The organism is Pseudoalteromonas rubra (genome assembly GCF_000238295.3).
GTDB classification, from domain to species: domain Bacteria; phylum Pseudomonadota; class Gammaproteobacteria; order Enterobacterales; family Alteromonadaceae; genus Pseudoalteromonas; species Pseudoalteromonas rubra.
In genome coordinates this window covers 339760-355315 of the sequence record NZ_AHCD03000043.1, presented here as the reverse complement: position 1 = coordinate 355315, position 15556 = coordinate 339760, and the positions used below count along the sequence as shown (strand labels likewise).

General features: G+C 47.4%; 15 protein-coding genes. 9 read left to right on the top strand and 6 right to left on the bottom strand.

The window, feature by feature from the left end; translation table 11 throughout:
- Positions 1–59: 59 nt before the first annotated feature.
- Genes infB through rimP form a run of 3 tightly spaced genes read right to left on the bottom strand, consistent with a single transcriptional unit; the run spans position 60 to position 4765 of the window.
- Positions 60–2738 carry a translation initiation factor IF-2 gene (infB, locus tag PRUB_RS21175; RefSeq protein WP_010385055.1) on the bottom strand — a complete coding sequence of 893 codons (2679 nt, stop codon included), beginning with the start codon at positions 2736–2738 and terminating at the stop codon, positions 60–62.
- Positions 2739–2767: 29 nt separating this feature from the next.
- The gene (gene nusA, locus PRUB_RS21170; protein WP_010385056.1) at positions 2768–4267 is read right to left on the bottom strand and encodes a transcription termination factor NusA; all 1500 of its coding nucleotides are present in this window, start codon (positions 4265–4267) and stop codon (positions 2768–2770) included.
- 42 nt (positions 4268–4309) lie between these two features.
- Positions 4310–4765 carry a ribosome maturation factor RimP gene (rimP, locus tag PRUB_RS21165; RefSeq protein ID WP_010385057.1) on the bottom strand — a complete coding sequence of 152 codons (456 nt, stop codon included), beginning with the start codon at positions 4763–4765 and terminating at the stop codon, positions 4310–4312.
- A gap of 673 nt (positions 4766–5438) precedes the next feature.
- On the opposite strand from rimP, the gene PRUB_RS21160 reads away from it, so the two are divergent.
- From PRUB_RS21160 to PRUB_RS21150, 3 genes are all read left to right on the top strand, one after another.
- Complete coding sequence (locus PRUB_RS21160) at positions 5439–6218, top strand: delta-class carbonic anhydrase (protein ID WP_010385058.1); 780 nt, start codon at positions 5439–5441, stop codon at positions 6216–6218.
- Between the two features lie 273 nt (positions 6219–6491).
- Positions 6492–6968 (top strand): globin, encoded by a 477-nt coding sequence (locus PRUB_RS21155; RefSeq protein ID WP_010385059.1) that lies wholly within the window; start codon positions 6492–6494, stop codon positions 6966–6968.
- 80 nt (positions 6969–7048) lie between these two features.
- Positions 7049–7552 carry a hypothetical protein gene (locus tag PRUB_RS21150; RefSeq protein ID WP_010385060.1) on the top strand — a complete coding sequence of 168 codons (504 nt, stop codon included), beginning with the start codon at positions 7049–7051 and terminating at the stop codon, positions 7550–7552.
- Between the two features lie 48 nt (positions 7553–7600).
- Here the strand turns inward: PRUB_RS21150 and PRUB_RS21145 are convergent, their stop codons facing one another.
- Together PRUB_RS21145 and PRUB_RS21140 are read right to left on the bottom strand one after the other, a co-directional pair.
- A complete protein-coding gene (locus PRUB_RS21145) occupies positions 7601–8002 on the bottom strand; it encodes a DUF3019 domain-containing protein (RefSeq protein ID WP_010385062.1) in 402 nt (133 codons plus the stop codon).
- Positions 7992–8834, bottom strand: a complete 843-nt coding sequence (locus tag PRUB_RS21140; RefSeq protein ID WP_010385063.1) for a MipA/OmpV family protein — start codon at positions 8832–8834, stop codon at positions 7992–7994. The genes PRUB_RS21145 and PRUB_RS21140 overlap by 11 nt, the downstream gene beginning before the upstream one ends.
- Positions 8835–9015: 181 nt before the next feature.
- Here PRUB_RS21140 and PRUB_RS21135 point away from each other — a divergent pair, with 181 nt between their 5' ends.
- Genes PRUB_RS21135 through PRUB_RS21125 form a run of 3 tightly spaced genes read left to right on the top strand, consistent with a single transcriptional unit; the run spans position 9016 to position 11755 of the window.
- Positions 9016–10026: a phospholipase C/P1 nuclease family protein gene (locus tag PRUB_RS21135; RefSeq protein ID WP_010385064.1), complete on the top strand. Its 1011-nt coding sequence runs from the start codon at positions 9016–9018 to the stop codon at positions 10024–10026.
- On the top strand, positions 10026–11216 hold the full coding sequence (locus PRUB_RS21130) for a peptidyl-prolyl cis-trans isomerase (RefSeq protein ID WP_010385066.1): 1191 nt from the start codon (positions 10026–10028) through the stop codon (positions 11214–11216). Before PRUB_RS21135 ends, PRUB_RS21130 begins: the two co-directional genes overlap by 1 nt.
- The gene (locus PRUB_RS21125; RefSeq protein WP_010385067.1) at positions 11216–11755 is read left to right on the top strand and encodes a hypothetical protein; all 540 of its coding nucleotides are present in this window, start codon (positions 11216–11218) and stop codon (positions 11753–11755) included. The genes PRUB_RS21130 and PRUB_RS21125 overlap by 1 nt, the downstream gene beginning before the upstream one ends.
- Before the next feature lie 19 nt (positions 11756–11774).
- On the opposite strand, the gene dapE is transcribed toward PRUB_RS21125, so the two are convergent.
- Positions 11775–12947 (bottom strand): succinyl-diaminopimelate desuccinylase, encoded by a 1173-nt coding sequence (gene dapE / locus PRUB_RS21120; RefSeq protein ID WP_010385068.1) that lies wholly within the window; start codon positions 12945–12947, stop codon positions 11775–11777.
- A 338-nt stretch (positions 12948–13285) separates the two neighbouring features.
- Here dapE and PRUB_RS21115 point away from each other — a divergent pair, with 338 nt between their 5' ends.
- The 3 genes from PRUB_RS21115 (at position 13286) to PRUB_RS21105 (ending at position 15547) form a co-directional block, all read left to right on the top strand.
- Positions 13286–14050, top strand: coding sequence for a response regulator (locus tag PRUB_RS21115; RefSeq protein WP_010385069.1), 765 nt, complete (start codon positions 13286–13288; stop codon positions 14048–14050).
- Positions 14051–14141: 91 nt separating this feature from the next.
- Positions 14142–14450: a hypothetical protein gene (locus tag PRUB_RS21110; RefSeq protein ID WP_010385071.1), complete on the top strand. Its 309-nt coding sequence runs from the start codon at positions 14142–14144 to the stop codon at positions 14448–14450.
- A gap of 422 nt (positions 14451–14872) precedes the next feature.
- Positions 14873–15547 (top strand): OmpW/AlkL family protein, encoded by a 675-nt coding sequence (locus PRUB_RS21105; protein WP_010385072.1) that lies wholly within the window; start codon positions 14873–14875, stop codon positions 15545–15547.
- Positions 15548–15556 lie beyond the last annotated feature (9 nt).

The following is a 15556-nucleotide window of genomic DNA, read 5'->3' as shown; positions in this document are numbered from 1 at the left end:
GGAAACACAAACACAAATGGGGGCTAACGCCCCCATTTCAAGGTTGAACCCCGACTGACTTACAACGAACGTTGTACTTCAACGGTTTCGAATACCTCGATTTGGTCACCGACCTTAACGTCATTATAGTTCTTAACGCCGATACCACACTCCATGCCGTTACGAACTTCTGCCACGTCATCTTTGAAGCGGCGCAGTGATTCAAGTTCACCTTCGTAAATAACAACATTGTCACGCAGTACGCGGATAGGTGCGCTACGTTTAACCACACCTTCAGTAACCATACAACCCGCAACGGAACCAATCTTAGGCGACTTAAACACGTCACGTACTTCAGCCAGACCGATGATCTCTTGCTTGAACTCAGGTGCCAGCATACCTGACATTGCCTGCTTCACTTCTTCGATCAGGTCGTAGATTACGCTGTAGTAACGCAGATCCAGGTTCTCAGCTTCAATCACTTTACGTGCAGATGCATCAGCACGTACGTTAAAGCCAACAATGATTGCGTTAGAAGCTGCAGCCAGGGTTGCGTCAGTTTCAGTGATACCACCTACGCCGCTACCAACGATCTTCACTTTAACTTCGTCTGTAGACAGCTTAACCAAAGAGTCAGAGATTGCTTCGATTGAACCCTGTACGTCAGCTTTCAGTACCACGTTCACTTCTGACACATCGCCTTCGGTCATGTTGGTAAACATGTTTTCAAGCTTCGCTTTTTGCTGACGCGCCAGTTTCACATCACGGAATTTACCCTGACGATACAAGGCAACTTCACGTGCTTTACGCTCGTCTTTAACAACCGTTGCTTCGTCACCCGCAGCTGGTACACCTGACATACCGAGGATCTCAACCGGAATTGAAGGACCTGCAGTCGTAATGTCTTTACCGTTTTCGTCTTTCATTGCACGAACACGGCCATACTCCAGACCACACAGTACGATATCACCCTGGTTAAGTTCACCTGACTGAACCAGTACAGTGGCAACCGGACCACGACCTTTATCAAGGCGAGATTCGATAACCACACCTGATGCCATGCCTTTGTGCGCCGCTTTCAGCTCAAGCAGTTCAGACTGCATCAGGATAGCTTCTAGCAGGTCATCGATGCCCAGACCGGTTTTCGCAGAGATGTGAACAAACTGCGTGTCACCGCCCCACTCTTCAGGAATAACATCCAGCTGAGCCAGTTCGTTTTTAACGCGATCCGGATCAATGCCTTCTTTATCCATTTTGTTTACAGCGATGATCAGAGGTACTTCTGCCGCTTTCGCGTGTTGTACCGCTTCTTTAGTCTGTGGCATTACACCATCGTCAGCTGCAACAACCAGTACTACGATATCAGTAGCTTTGGCACCACGTGCTCGCATTGAGGTAAACGCTGCGTGTCCCGGTGTATCCAGGAAGGTGATCATGCCGCCTTCGGTTTCAACGTGGTAAGCACCAATGTGCTGGGTAATACCACCGGCCTCGCCTGCAGCAACCTTCGCTTTACGAATATAGTCCAGCGTTGATGTTTTACCGTGGTCAACGTGACCCATAACAGTAACAACTGGAGCACGTTGCTCAAGCGCTTCACTTTCGTTACGCTCGCTCAGTACTTTTTCTTCCAGCTCGTTTTCTTTAACCAGAACAACTTTGTGGCCCATTTCTTCAGCCACAACCTGCGCGGTTTCCTGATCGATGACCTGGTTAATAGTAACCATTTCACCCATCTTCATCATGGTCTTAACGACTTCAACGCCTTTCACCGCCATGCGTGATGCCAGTTCTGCAACAGTGATGGTTTCACTGATACGAACTTCCTGCTTCACTTCACTTACCGGCTTCTTAAAACCATGCTGTAGTGAGGTAGGCGCTTTTAGCTTGCCTTTTTTACCCTTACCACGCACTGGCTGAGCCACTTTTTCAGCTGGCTTTTTCTTCTTCTTACGACGCGCACTTTTTTCTTCCTGTGCATCTGACTCGTCTTCTGCTTCACGCGCATAAGTCGACGTCGTAAGGTGGTGATCTGCAGAAGCTTCGCGACGTGCACGCTCTTCTTCTTCAGCTTTCCAGCGGGCTTCATTCTCTTCGGCTAAACGCTTTGCTTCTTCAGCTTTACGCTTGGCTTCTTCTTCTGCTTTCTGTAGGGCAGCTGCTTCTGCTTCTTTGCGCAGACGCTCTGCTTCTAGTTTCTCTTTCTCTTGTTGGGCGCTATCCACTTCTTCACTCTGCTGTTCTTTCGCTTGACGTTCAGCTTGCGCTGCACGTTTTGCCTCATCTTTAGCCTTGCGCTCAGCTTCCTCTTTTGCCTTACGCTCAGCTTCCTCTTGTGCCTTACGCTCGGCTTCTTCTTTGGCCTTTTGCTCAGCTTCTTGCTGAGCCTTCAACTCTGCTTCTTTGCGCGCAGCTTCCTCTGCAGCGAGTCTTTCCTGCTCTTTTTGCTGCTCGATTGCGCTCTTTTTAACGTAAGTGCGCTTTTTACGTACCTCGACCTGAACGGATTTTGCTTTGCCATGAGAGCCAGTCACACTTAACGTGCTCTTGCTCTTACGTTGCAAAGTCATACGCTCCGGTCCATCAGAACCGGTACCGCCATGCTGTTTACTTAAATGGTCAAGCAATTGTGCTTTCTCGTTTTCAGTAACATGGTCGCCAGTGGCTTTGGTGATCCCTGCATCTGCCAACTGCTGGAGTAATTTATCAACAGTTGTACCAATGTTTTCGGCTAGTTTCTCTATGCTCACTTCTGCCATATTATGCGTTACCTCCCGTTAATAAACTACTATTGCTCACTAAACCAGCAAATGTTACGTGCGGCCATGATAAAGTCACCCGCCTGTTGCTCAGATAATTCAGTGATTTCGACTAATTCGTCAATGCCTTGCTCAGCCAGATCTTCCAGCGTGATCACACCTTTGCTGGCCATTACGAACGCCAGGTGGCGATCCAGACCTTCCAGGTTTAATAAATCGTCAGCGGGCTCTGCCCCTTCAAGGCTTTCTTCGTCGCGTAGCGCTTTGGTAGTCAACGCATCTTTTGCACGCTTACGCAGCTCTTCAACTGTGTCTTCGTCCAAACCATTAATTTCCAGGAACTCAGCTACAGGAACGTAGGCCACTTCTTCAAGTGTTGAGAATCCTTCGTTAATCAACAAGGTTGCGAAATCGTCGTCGATGTCCAATGCTTCAGTGAACAGATTAATCAGTTTGTCAGACTCTTCTGCGCTCTTGCGCTCCATGTCTTCAACTGTCATCACGTTCAATTCCCAGCCAGTTAGCTGGCTGGCAAGACGTACGTTCTGACCATTACGGCCAATCGCTTGTGCCAGATTGTCGGCTTCTACTGCGATTTCCATCGTACGCGTATCTTCATCCATGACAATGGATGCCACTTCTGCAGGCGCCATGGCGTTGATCACGAATTGAGCCGGGTTGTCATCATACAATACGATATCAACACGTTCGCCACCTAACTCGGTAGATACAGCCTGAACACGCGCACCGCGCATACCCACACACGCGCCGACAGGGTCGATACGTTTGTCATTTGATTTTACCGCAATTTTAGCACGCGATCCCGGATCACGCGCAGCACCTTTGAGCTCGATCATCTCTTCGCCGATTTCTGGCACTTCAATACGGAACAGCTCCATAAGCATTTCAGGCTTAGAGCGTGTTACAAACAGCTGTGCGCCACGCGCTTCTGGTTTAACAGCGTAAAGCAGACCACGGACACGGTCGCCCGGGCGGAAACTTTCACGCGGCAGCATATCTTCGCGGTAAATCACGGCTTCTGCGTTATTGCCCAGATCCAGTACCACAGTATCGCGTGATGCTTTTTTAACAACACCCGTTACCAGCTCACCTTCCTGATCTTTATAGGCATCAACAATCAGTGCACGCTCAGCTTCACGTACTTTCTGTACGATGACTTGCTTTGCCATCTGCGTTGTGATGCGGTCGAACTGAATCGATTCGATCTGCTCTTCAACAAAGTCACCCAGCTGAATGTCAGGCTCTTCAACCTGTGCCGCTTCAAAAGTGATTTCTGCGTACGGATTTTCCAATGAGCCATCTTCTTGTGGGTTAACCACCATCCAACGACGGAAAGTGTCATACTCACCCGTTTTACGGTCAATAGATACGCGTACTTCGATCTCACCATCATGTTTCTTTTTGGTGGCCGTCGCTAGTGCGAACTCTAATGCTTCAAAAATCTTTTCTCTTGGGACTGCTTTTTCATTGGAAACAGCTTCTGCAACCAATAATATTTCTTTTGCCATAGTTATTGCCTCGCTTGCCCTTTTTTCCTTCGCACCTAACTTTTAAAATTTTGCGATCATGTTCGCGCGCTCGATGTTGCTGAGCATAAGGTGATGCTCCTGGCCATCGACGGTTAGCGTGATCATATCGCCATTAACTGCAACCAAGTCGCCTTTAAAGTTGCGGCGACCTTCTTGTGGAAGCTTAGTACGCAAACGTACTTCTTCGCCCACTGCCTGCTCGTAATGAGCTTGTTTGAATAATGGTCTGTCTACACCAGGTGAAGACACTTCCAGGTTATATTCATTTGTAATGGGGTCCTCGACATCCAGAATGGCACTGACCTGACGACTCACATCTGCACAATTATCTACATTGATACCATTTTCATGATCGATGTAGATGCGCAGTGTCGAATGACGACCGGCTTGCATCACTTCCAGACCGAGCAACTCGAAGCCACAGGCTTCAACAGCCGGCTCTAACATAGTCGTTAATTCTTGCTCGAGTTTTGTCACAAATTACCTCCATACAAACAAAAAAAGGGCCTAAAAGCCCTAATGATTCAGCTGTTTGCTTCTGGGCTGGGCTGAATTGCTTAGCTCCAGATACAACAACGCCCCGAACCAAGCGGGGCGTCACACCAAAAACAAACTGTGTGGCCAGTGGCCGAGCTTGGTTGCGGGCTGTATCAGCCTAAATTAAGCGAATGCTTAAACGCAAAACGCGCATTACAAGGAATGCGCGAACTGTAAGAAACGACAACATTTCTTAAGCTTGGTTGCGGGAGCCGGATTTGAACCGACGACCTTCGGGTTATGAGCCCGACGAGCTACCAGGCTGCTCCATCCCGCGTCAACGTGCAGCCAAGGCTGCATCAACTGGCGTGTATTATAGAGAGAGTTGTATTAATACGCAACCTTAGATAGGACCTTTAACTAAAATGCCTGATGCGATGGCGCAAATACATCATGCACACCACAACTCGATAAACACCGACCAACTCAACAAATTAAATCGAAAATAATTTATCATTACAATAAAAAGAATCGGGAATAGCGAACAAAAACATCGAAATTAACTTATAAAAAACCACTCATTCACAATATTTTACCATTTAGCTTGTTCTTAAAAGTTAAACATCTATACTGGCGGCCCATCGAGTTAATATAAAATGATGGAGAACCAGTCATGAAAAAGGCATTTATAGGCGTCTCGATGACAGCGCTAACACTACTATCCTTTAACACCCTCGCGAATAGCTGCGAAGGGTTTGGTCCGCAAACCCCGCGTGATATCGATCAGCTGCATGGAGAGAACAAACGCGTATTTTCTCTCGCACCGCCTGCCAGCGAAATGAACTTATGTAATATCCACTTTCATAAGAACGCAGAGCATAAGGCAAAAGACTTTTCTGTTTTTGCGGGCAATGGCAAGTACGGCGGCTATCAGTGCAATGCCACCAGCAGCCTGACTGAGGCTGAATTACGAGCACCAAAAGGCAAGGTCTGTAAAAATGTAAAACCAGGTGACACCATCGAAGTGCATTGGGTACACAGCTCGTGTGACGTTACCCCCGGAAAAGGCTTAGGTTCTTGTTTAAGTAATGAATGTGCTAACCCGGACCTGCGCGTTGAGACTCAGGTTTTCCTCGTTGTAAATGATGAAGATGCACTAGATTTTAATGACTTAAGCTATGACGGTAACATAGTCAATGGATATCATCAGGCAAAATATATCCCACAGACCACAGGCAAGCCTGTTGAATTCCTCGGCTCAACAACCGGACCAAGCTACAACGACAAGCAATGTTCACCGCTTCAGGTCACCTGGAGTGTCAGACCAGCTTGTGCGAAAGTTGATATCAATAGCCTGGCACAGTGGTGTGAAGACAATGTGTTCGAAGAAGATCACGCCCACGGTGTCAGACAACTAGTCACCGATCCGAAACTACTCGCTCCGATTAAATAAACCCACACAGGCTACCAGTCATACCATAGTGTTCATCTGGTAGCTTTTCTGTCTCTCTGATAGTGCAATATTCAGGATAAAGTTTGCGCTACAGAATAATGTCTACCTATACTGATAGAGCTGGCGCATGCCTGCTTGCTTTTTCAGCGTGCCCCATTACAACTTTTACCCAAGTTACTGTAGAGCTTGATGACCTGTCTTAACGGGCCAAGTCGTTGGGTCTGCACAATTGCTTGAGCAAATGGATTCGCTCTAATCGTATGTGGAGCGATTATGAGTATTTCACCTTATCAGTACCAGCTATTAAACCAATCTTTTACGACGCTAAAGCCCAATTTTCACTGCTTCTGTGTCAGCTTTTATAACAAGCTAAAACTGCATCGGGTTACAATGGCCTTGCCCGAGTCCGAGCGACACATGCTGTCACTTGAATATCGGTTACATGACTTTATGCAACAATGCCTGGTGCACTTACCCAGACAACAGGAATTAACCCGCTTTTTGCGCCAACAAAGTATCCTGATAGCGGCACTTGCTCCCTCAGTAAACGATATTACCACCTTCTGCAATAGTTTTCTGGAGGTGCTCAAACTCCATTTGGGCGCGCAGTTTACGCTGGCCGTTCGCAATGCGTGGAAACGGGCACTGCATGTGTTTGCCAACATCATCAAATCGGAGCTGTTTGGCATTTCAAATGTCGTCGAGCTGGCGCATTATCGCAATCAGGCCAGAGCCCGCTTACGTCCCTAGCGTCTGGCTAAACAGCAATAATGACAAGCGTCTGGTAAGACAGTACACTGAGATCAATTGGATTGATTTTGGATACTTATATGAAGCGTTTTTTAATTTTCGGTATCAGTTTAGTCGCACTATCAGGCTGTGATTTTCTTGGTGACTCTAAAGCTAAGGTTGAACAACAATACCTGGCAAATAATCAGGAGTTGGAGCAGGTCATTGAAGATATCCGTGCACATGGCCTGGCAGCGATGAGTCAGTCAGCCGAAGCGGGTACCCTGGCCAGTTGTGTAGCTAAACAACTGAATAGCGACCCTATGGGCGCCATGATTGAAGTTGAAGGCGCACTTCAGGACAGTGCTAACTTGGCAGATTTAATGGATACCATCACTGGCCTGGCCGATCAGGAGCTTTCTATGGAAAGTTTGCCAAGTTTGCTACAAGCAGGGGCTGACACCATGTCTTATCTGAAAACGTTGCTGGCAAATTATGAGCTGAGTGAACTGCAACAACAAGTACAAACGCTAGTTGAGCAGGGTCAAAGCAAAAGTGAGGACATCGGCACACACTTGAGAAATTTAGTCGAACAGTGCCAATAAAACAGATACCTGCAGGCTAGCTTCGGCTAGCCTGCCTCGTTGCAGGGCTTAGAACAAACGCTGCCAGCGACGCTTTTTATTGCGTACTTTGTGGACCCAATTAACGTTTATGGTGGTCACAGCCAATACGTCACGCTTGGTTTTAGAAATTAACTCGTAACTGACACTTTCCGCAGAGCCAAACGCCAGCAAGTATTCAAAATGACTCACGTTAGCCCAGCACTGCAAAATCTTCTTTGAATTACTGTCTCTAATGCAATAGTCACCCACTTGCGGTGCAGAGATTGAAAATGTCACATCAGTGTAGCAAGTTCTTCCTTTATGTAGCGCAACACACTTGTTGGGTGCAGCTTGTAATATCCCTTTCCTATCGTCTGGTGTCGCGGCTTGCGCGGTTGAAGCCATAAACAGCACGCCGATAGTCATAGCTGAAGCGAGTCTAAAATACATATTTCACTCCAGTAAACAGTACTCTGGCGTGATTCGATTCCAGCAATGGGCTATCTTTAGCTTCACTGGAGCCGACCAAAAATGACATACCCGCGCTGAATTCCCAGTCTTCTGCGATCGGATAACTTAGCTGAGCCTGAACGAAGGCTGAGGCTCCACTGCCAGGTTCATACGGTGTCAGATAATCGTTTCGCTCAGCCTCGGTGACACCATAGAAGTAGTTATTGAAATTACTGGAGTAATAATTAGCACCAAAGTTGAGCCATAAATCCCAATTACGCAGCTCAAAATTACGCGTCGCTTCAAGGTGGAATACCCAGCCGTTAGTATCGCCAAATACATCATAAACCAGTTCGGCCACTGCCAGATACTCACCCGCAGAGCGATAATAGGCGACACCAAGTGATTGATCTGGATCCCTGTCCCTGATCCCTTTCAACTCTTTAACAACCGGATCTTTGGTGTCAAAGTACCCCGTTTCTGTGAAAGCCAGCTGATAGCTGCCATAAATAATATCGAGTCCCCACTCATCTTCCTGAATGAACTGGTACCCAATGTCAGAGCCGCCAAAAAAGTCTCCAGAGTAAGTAACCAGATAAAAGTTCTTGTATTGTAATTTGATGTCAGCTCGCAAGGTAGGTGGTGCCGGAGAGTTATCTGCGCCAACCAACTTAGGGAGTACCATATCGGCATAGAAAGCACCGATACTCAGTTGCCACTCTAGTCCATTGTCTTCAAGAAAATCTTCATCCGGATCACCTGAGTGGTCATCGGCAAAAGCCTGATGTGACAAGCAAAACAGCACAGCAGAAAGTAACTTTATAATTTTCATCGTTATTGTGGCTTTTTATGTGCCTAAATTCAGTCCCTATCATACCTGAGCTCTACCTGGACAACAAGACAGCGATAATAAGATTTTATTTAACCAAAAATTAATACAAACGTAACGAAAACCCACTTTAATTCCCATTGCTCAGATAGAGCTTACATTCTAACTATGGAATAACACTACAATGAAAAAGCTATTATTACTCTCTGCCCTGACACTGACCGCCCATGGCGTGCAGGCATTCAGTCAGGAAACACATAAGCGCATCGTTATCGATGCCGTCAGCTACATGGCGCAAAACCCCTCAACGACACAATTCGCTAAACTTCAGGCTTACGCTCAATCACACGGTATGAGTGTGACTCAGCTGGCTGAAGTAATGGGGCAAGCCGCCTATGATGTTGATGACTTTGAAGATACTTTCTTCTGTGGCGCCATTACCGGCGACTGTGTGCAGGCACCTCTGTGGGGCGCGGCAAAAAGTATTGTCAAATACACCAGCTACTGGCACTTCCAAAATCACACTCAGGGTGCTGACGTCCATGGTAACGATTTTGGTGGATATAATTATGACAAGCTTACAGTCTGGGGCACTATCGACAATATGGCAGCTACCTGGCTGAAAGGCGACTACCTGGATGATGGAAAAGGCGGTGAAACAGGCTGGTTCAGTGCAGACGACAGCGAATATGACAGCTATGGCATCACCGAAAAGAACTATCGTATTGGCAGCCACTCGACCTACAGCATGTATGATGACTTTGAAGAAATGCCGTTCCAGCCTATCGATAACCTGGGTCAGTACTGGTACCAGAGCTACCTGCAAAACGGGAACCCACAGATCCTGGGTTTTGTATTTCATACCACAGATCTGTTACAGCCCCATCATACCTGGACCACCTCTGACCTGAACCATGCTGGCTGGGAATCCTGGGTGAAAGACTATTATGATCAGGAAAACCTCAATAATCTGACTTTAGTAAAGCAAGCCATGGCCAGCTTTTCTGCACCTAATGCGACCAATCAAGATATTCGGCCGCTACTGACACAAGGCGGTGCGTATTCCTACTCCCAAGGTGGGATCGTGCTGAACTCAGAAGATCACTATGATCGAGTGACAACTGCACGACAGGTTATCCCCCATGCAATTGCCATGGTTGTACACATGCTGAATCATGCGATGGTAGCGCGTTAATGTATTACCTTGTATTACTCCTGGCAGGCTGTTTAAGCCTGCCATGTTGGGCATCACTGACTCAACTCACTAAACCAGAACTGGCGCTGATGCAGTCTTTGTATCAGCAGCAAGATCGTCCGCTCTCAAACACTGAGCTAAATAAGCACTTGCTCGAAAACCAGTTCCTTCTGGCAACCGCAAGCCAGCTCAATCCCGAGCTTCTGGTGCGACAATCCAGCGTTGGGTTTGATAACGACTATCATATCCGTCGCCTGATGGTAACCTTGCTCACACAGCAATTCCCTACGCTGAAATCAATACCCAAAAAGCAAATAACAGCACCATTTGATAGAGCGGCATTATCTGAATTACTCGGCACCTATCCGGCTGACGGTCAGTATCAAGCAAAGCAACTTACACACTGGGCGAATATCACCTTGCTTGTCGTGCCCAGAGTCACGCTAAGCCAGCTAATCTCCAGCCAGTCTATGCAGAATCGCTTTCGTCTTCACCAGGGTGATACTGAGTTACTCTCTCGCTTGCTAAACGAGCGTGCCTATTATGCAGATCTGACTGCTGCCGCAGCGCCTTTACTGGCAACAAACGGATTAACGCTTGCGCGCCTGGAAACGCTGGCAAAAGGAGAGCTTTTACGTCCGCCCATGTTGGCGTTCATGGGAATAAAAGCGCAACTACATGGTGAACGTAGCGCCTATCTAGAGCAGATCAGAGCCAATATTTCTGCAACTGACATTCAGCGATATTACAAACGCCACCGCGATGACTTCAAATATCGGCATCAACTTTCAGCGCTGGCTGTACGCTTTGACAGTCAGGATGAGGCAAAACAATTTTATAAACAGGCACAACGCAAAAGCCCGTTAGTGGCTTTGAAAGCGGCCAAACGTCACAATGAATTTGCCGCCGATGACGCTGCTGTTTTGACGGCCATAACCCGAGAACATACGCACCGTTGGCTTGCCCAATTGGCTTTTAGCAGTCAGCCTGGCAAGGTGACCACGCCGGTACGCACACCAACAGGGCGCTGGGCAGTTGTTTACACTGAGCAACCTCTGTATGCCTATTACCCACAAGATAGTGAGACCGTGCGCTATCAGGCACTTGAGTCACTCACCACCCAACATGCCATTGCAGTCTACCAAAGCAAGTTTAAGCAGTGGCAGCTGCAAAATGGGGTAAAACTTTAATGCGTCGAACACAAGCTATCGCGCTTGTCCTGATCTTGGGGGGGCTGGGCTACGCATTTTGGACCTTGTACTCACTGCCCCCTTTGCAGCTCAGCAAAGAGCAGGCAAACCATGCTCCTTCGCAAACAAAATCTCTGGCCCCTGTCAAAGAGACCGCTGATGTGACATTGTCAGCCACCAGTGCCTTGCCTGCTCACACCGACTTCGCTGAAGAGCCTGATTTGCCGCCGATTTCCAGATTGCCCGAAATAAACGATGAGGAGATCTATTTTCCACCTATATCCCGCAGCGCCACGACACCCGCTTACCACGGCGATCTGTCCGATCATCAGGCCTACCTGGAACATCAATCAGCCCAGATTACACAAATGAAACAGGACTATATTGCCGCCGTTGATAAAAAGGTCGCACGACTGGAGTCGTTACTCGAAAAAGGGATGAGACACAAATTACCAGCAGAGCAGTTGCAAGAAGCGCGTGATAAAATACAAGGGTTAAGGGAGATGCAAGCACAATTGCGCCGCGAACTGGCGCAATAGCCTGCAACTAGTTGACGCGTCAAGCGACAAAATAGTCGTGCAAAATGGCCGTGTAGATCTCTTCGATGGCGTGGAGATCTGCTACCGACACATGTTCATTGACCTGATGAATCGAATCATTCTTTACACCACACTCAATGACCTGCGTCTCAGCCGACGCAAAAAAGCGTCCATCAGAGGTGCCACCTGCGGTACTCAGTGCCGGAAACTGACCGCTTACATGCAGAATAGCCTGCTCAACCAGATTGAGAAAACAAGCTGACTCACGGCTACCTGTGTAGTAGGACTCGCAAGGGCGCTCCCACTGTACACTGACATTATCATGCCAGGGAGCCAGCGCCTGCGCCACAACCTGATAAATTTCCTGGCTCTTATAGGCATGACTATAACGCACATTAAATGTGATCTCACAACTAGCCGGCACCAGATTATCAACGATGTCAGGCACCGTCAGGCCGGTCACTTGCAAGCTCGTTTGCGAGCCTCGTACATCTTTCCACCAGCTAATATTTGCCAGTTCATTGACCAACTCGCCGGCGATATGTGCCGCATTGATGGTCTGTTCAGGATAGGCAACATGTCCGGCCTTGCCGCGGATCTGCACCCGCCCAGAGATGGCACCACGACGCCCATTCTTGATGGTATCGCCCACTTGCTGATGTGAGGTTGGCTCTCCAACCAGACAAGCGTCTAGTACTATGCCTTTGTGTGCCAGATATTCAGCCATAACTTTTGAGCCATACTCTGCTTCTCCCTCTTCATCTGAGGTGATCAACCAAAATAGTGTGCCCCGACACTGTTGAGCCTGCTGGCACAAGTGTTCGGTTGCACTCAACATGGCTGCAACTCCCCCTTTCATGTCAGCTGCCCCGCGTCCGTATATCACATCCTCTATCACAGCGGCAGCAAATGGGTGCGCCACCCAGCCCTGAGGGTTTGCCGGGACTACATCAACATGCCCCGCAAAGGCCATCACAGGACCTGGACCAAATTCACGCCTCGCAATCAAATTGCGCACCCCATTACAATCAAGGTGCTCACATTCAAAGCCCAGCCCATTCAAACGTTCAGCGAGGTAATCAATTGTGCCCGCATCATCTGGTGTGACTGATGGCGCATTGATCAGGCGTCGCAAGGTTTGGACTGTCTTGGGGTTGTGTTTCGCTGAAGGTTTTATTGCATGGGAAGGCATAACATACATTTCCTGTATTCTGATCTTGAGTACCCTGAACACATGTTCAGTTATTCACTAACAGGTAGTTTCGTACCCTATGGTGACTCATCTAACATCGATTACATCGCCTGAGCGTGACCAGTTCATGTCGTCTGCAAGGCAATTTTGTGACAAAACGCATTGCTAAGCCCCAATAAAGCACAATGACTTCGTCATAAATTGGTCAATTTTGATAACGAGTTGTCAATTGCCCTGTGTGTGCTAGAACTAACTATGTGAAGGTTAGTATTGATAATCTAACCCTAGTTAAGTGAACGTCCCTTTCACTCTAATTGCTGCAAGATAAGGAACTAGTAATGCAGGATGTCAGTTTTTTGGTCGTCGACGACTGCCAGCTGGTTAGGAATTTAGTGCGCTCCACCTTAGTCAACCGGCTCGGTGCCGAAAATGTTTATACCGCAGAAGATGGCAAAGAAGCACTTGAACTACTCGATGCCCGGCATATCGATATCATCATTGCAGACTGGCAAATGCCCAATCTGGATGGTGAAGAGCTGCTTAAGCGAGTCAGAAAATCTAAAAAGCACAGTAAAACCCCCTTCATTATGATGAGTTCACTGAGTGACAGAGAGCATGTTGTCTGTGCTATCCAAAACGGGGTGTCACAATATATGATGAAGCCCTTCACTGCTGATAAGCTTGAAGAAACCGTTCATAAATCCTGGAACACCATCAGCCGACGCGGCGCCATCCGATTATCCGGATTGCCAGAACACAGCGTGCGGATCCGAACAGGAAGCCGAACCTTATCTGGCCATGTGAAAAACATCAGTCAATCAGGCATGTTGTTACAATCGCCTTATAGTCGTGAAATGCACTTGTTTAGTACCTACGAATTGGAACTGGATGTCTTCGACCTCGATGGTGGTAACTTGCTGATCGCGCCATTATACGCCATGCCAGTACGTATTGTTGCAGTAGAGGGGTTTGCCGACACAAAAATATGTCAGCTGGCCTTACGTTTTAATCGTGACATGCTCAATGACGCCACCAAAGGCCACCTGGATGAATTGTTAAAACACCTGGGAGGGTGCGACACGGAACTGATCCAAGATAATTGAATAACAATTTAACATTTAATTCATTTACCTTATAGAAACACTCGGTTAAAATACAGGGACAGTATTTACCAATATTAAGGAAGATATCGTTATGAAAAAATTTCTTATTGCCTTTACCACATTCTTGTCGTTTAGCACATTAGCTGCCACAACGGCACCCACAGTACCAAAAAACCTGCATGTTTATAGTATTACCTCAGGTGCGACCTATGTAGATTTGGCATCTTCTGGCTGTTCTGGGTCGCGTTATCTGCTTGAAGGTAACCACCCAAAGTATGATGCGATTTTCTCGCTACTTTTGGCAGCTCAATTGGCAGAGAAGAAGGTACAGGTCATCTTTGATAAGTGTGTTAACAGTCCAAACAATCAGGGACGCATTACTGGCGTATACCTGAAGTAATACTCTATCTTACCAGAGGGGCAAACAGCTGACCCCTCGTCAACGCACCAGTTTTTAAATTTTTACCTTACAATCGCAAAGGCGTCTGCCGCCCACCGATTCTTTCACTCCCCCTCCTGTGTAAACCATCTAAAAACACAACACGCAAATCCAGCAGGGTCCTGAGCTGAAAATGCAGTTGTCACCCCTCTCATTAAAACTAAGTGCTCAGAGCAAACCCTGCATGCTAGTTCAGATTTAATGGCTGATATTTTGTGCGCTGCCTCCCGTTTTAGCTGGCAAAACTTAATCTAAATCAAATTTTCAATTTTTTCTGAAAATTCGCAATTTGAATATTGATCTAGAACAGCTTTTGAAAAACCGCATCGCCCTATGATAGCTGCAACAAAAAGATTTACCTTGCACAGGTTCAGGAGATGAAAATGAAAAAACTTACTGCAGCTATCCTATCTACACTTATGTTAACTGCGCCACTGGCTCAGGCTCAGTTCAGTGTGAATGTAGGTGCAATCAACGTTAACCCAAGTGACACAGGCTCGGCGCTCAACGAAATCAAAACAGCTGGCTTGGTTGCGGATTCAGATACCCAGCTGGGTATCACATTTGACTATCAGTACAATGACAATATTGTGTTCGAACTGATTGCAGCAACGCCTTTTTCTCATACCGTTGAAGGTGAAGGTTACATTCCAGGCAACCCAAGCACACAATTAGGCGGCGTAGAAATTGCTTCTGTGAAGCACTTACCACCGACATTATTGGCGCAGTACCACTTCTTTGGTGCCAATGACAAGTTCCGTCCATTTATCGGTGCGGGTCTGAACTATACCGTATTCTTCGACGAGGAAGCCAGTGCTGCACTTAAAGGTGTATTGGGCACAGACGATGTGAAAGTGGACCTGGACAGCTCATTTGGCGTAGCCCTGCAAGTTGGTTTCAACTACGACCTGAATGAAAAGTGGGGCCTGCACGGCATGGTTTCTAAGATGGACATCAATACCGATGCAACCGTTTACGCAGATGGTAAGCAAGCACTCACTTCAGACGTGGAGCTTGACCCGATTGTTGCGATGTTTGGTGTGAAATACAAGTTCTAACAGTTTAAG

Coding starts and splice junctions, on each gene's coding strand:
- infB (WP_010385055.1), bottom strand. CDS start 2,738: ATGGCAGAAGTGAGCATAGAGAAACTAGCCGAAAACATTGGTACAACT.
- nusA (WP_010385056.1), bottom strand. CDS start 4,267: ATGGCAAAAGAAATATTATTGGTTGCAGAAGCTGTTTCCAATGAAAAA.
- PRUB_RS21160 (WP_010385058.1), top strand. CDS start 5,439: ATGAAAAAGGCATTTATAGGCGTCTCGATGACAGCGCTAACACTACTA.
- PRUB_RS21155 (WP_010385059.1), top strand. CDS start 6,492: ATGAGTATTTCACCTTATCAGTACCAGCTATTAAACCAATCTTTTACG.
- PRUB_RS21150 (WP_010385060.1), top strand. CDS start 7,049: ATGAAGCGTTTTTTAATTTTCGGTATCAGTTTAGTCGCACTATCAGGC.
- PRUB_RS21145 (WP_010385062.1), bottom strand. CDS start 8,002: ATGTATTTTAGACTCGCTTCAGCTATGACTATCGGCGTGCTGTTTATG.
- PRUB_RS21140 (WP_010385063.1), bottom strand. CDS start 8,834: ATGAAAATTATAAAGTTACTTTCTGCTGTGCTGTTTTGCTTGTCACAT.
- PRUB_RS21135 (WP_010385064.1), top strand. CDS start 9,016: ATGAAAAAGCTATTATTACTCTCTGCCCTGACACTGACCGCCCATGGC.
- PRUB_RS21130 (WP_010385066.1), top strand. CDS start 10,026: ATGTATTACCTTGTATTACTCCTGGCAGGCTGTTTAAGCCTGCCATGT.
- PRUB_RS21125 (WP_010385067.1), top strand. CDS start 11,216: ATGCGTCGAACACAAGCTATCGCGCTTGTCCTGATCTTGGGGGGGCTG.
- dapE (WP_010385068.1), bottom strand. CDS start 12,947: ATGCCTTCCCATGCAATAAAACCTTCAGCGAAACACAACCCCAAGACA.
- PRUB_RS21115 (WP_010385069.1), top strand. CDS start 13,286: ATGCAGGATGTCAGTTTTTTGGTCGTCGACGACTGCCAGCTGGTTAGG.
- PRUB_RS21110 (WP_010385071.1), top strand. CDS start 14,142: ATGAAAAAATTTCTTATTGCCTTTACCACATTCTTGTCGTTTAGCACA.
- PRUB_RS21105 (WP_010385072.1), top strand. CDS start 14,873: ATGAAAAAACTTACTGCAGCTATCCTATCTACACTTATGTTAACTGCG.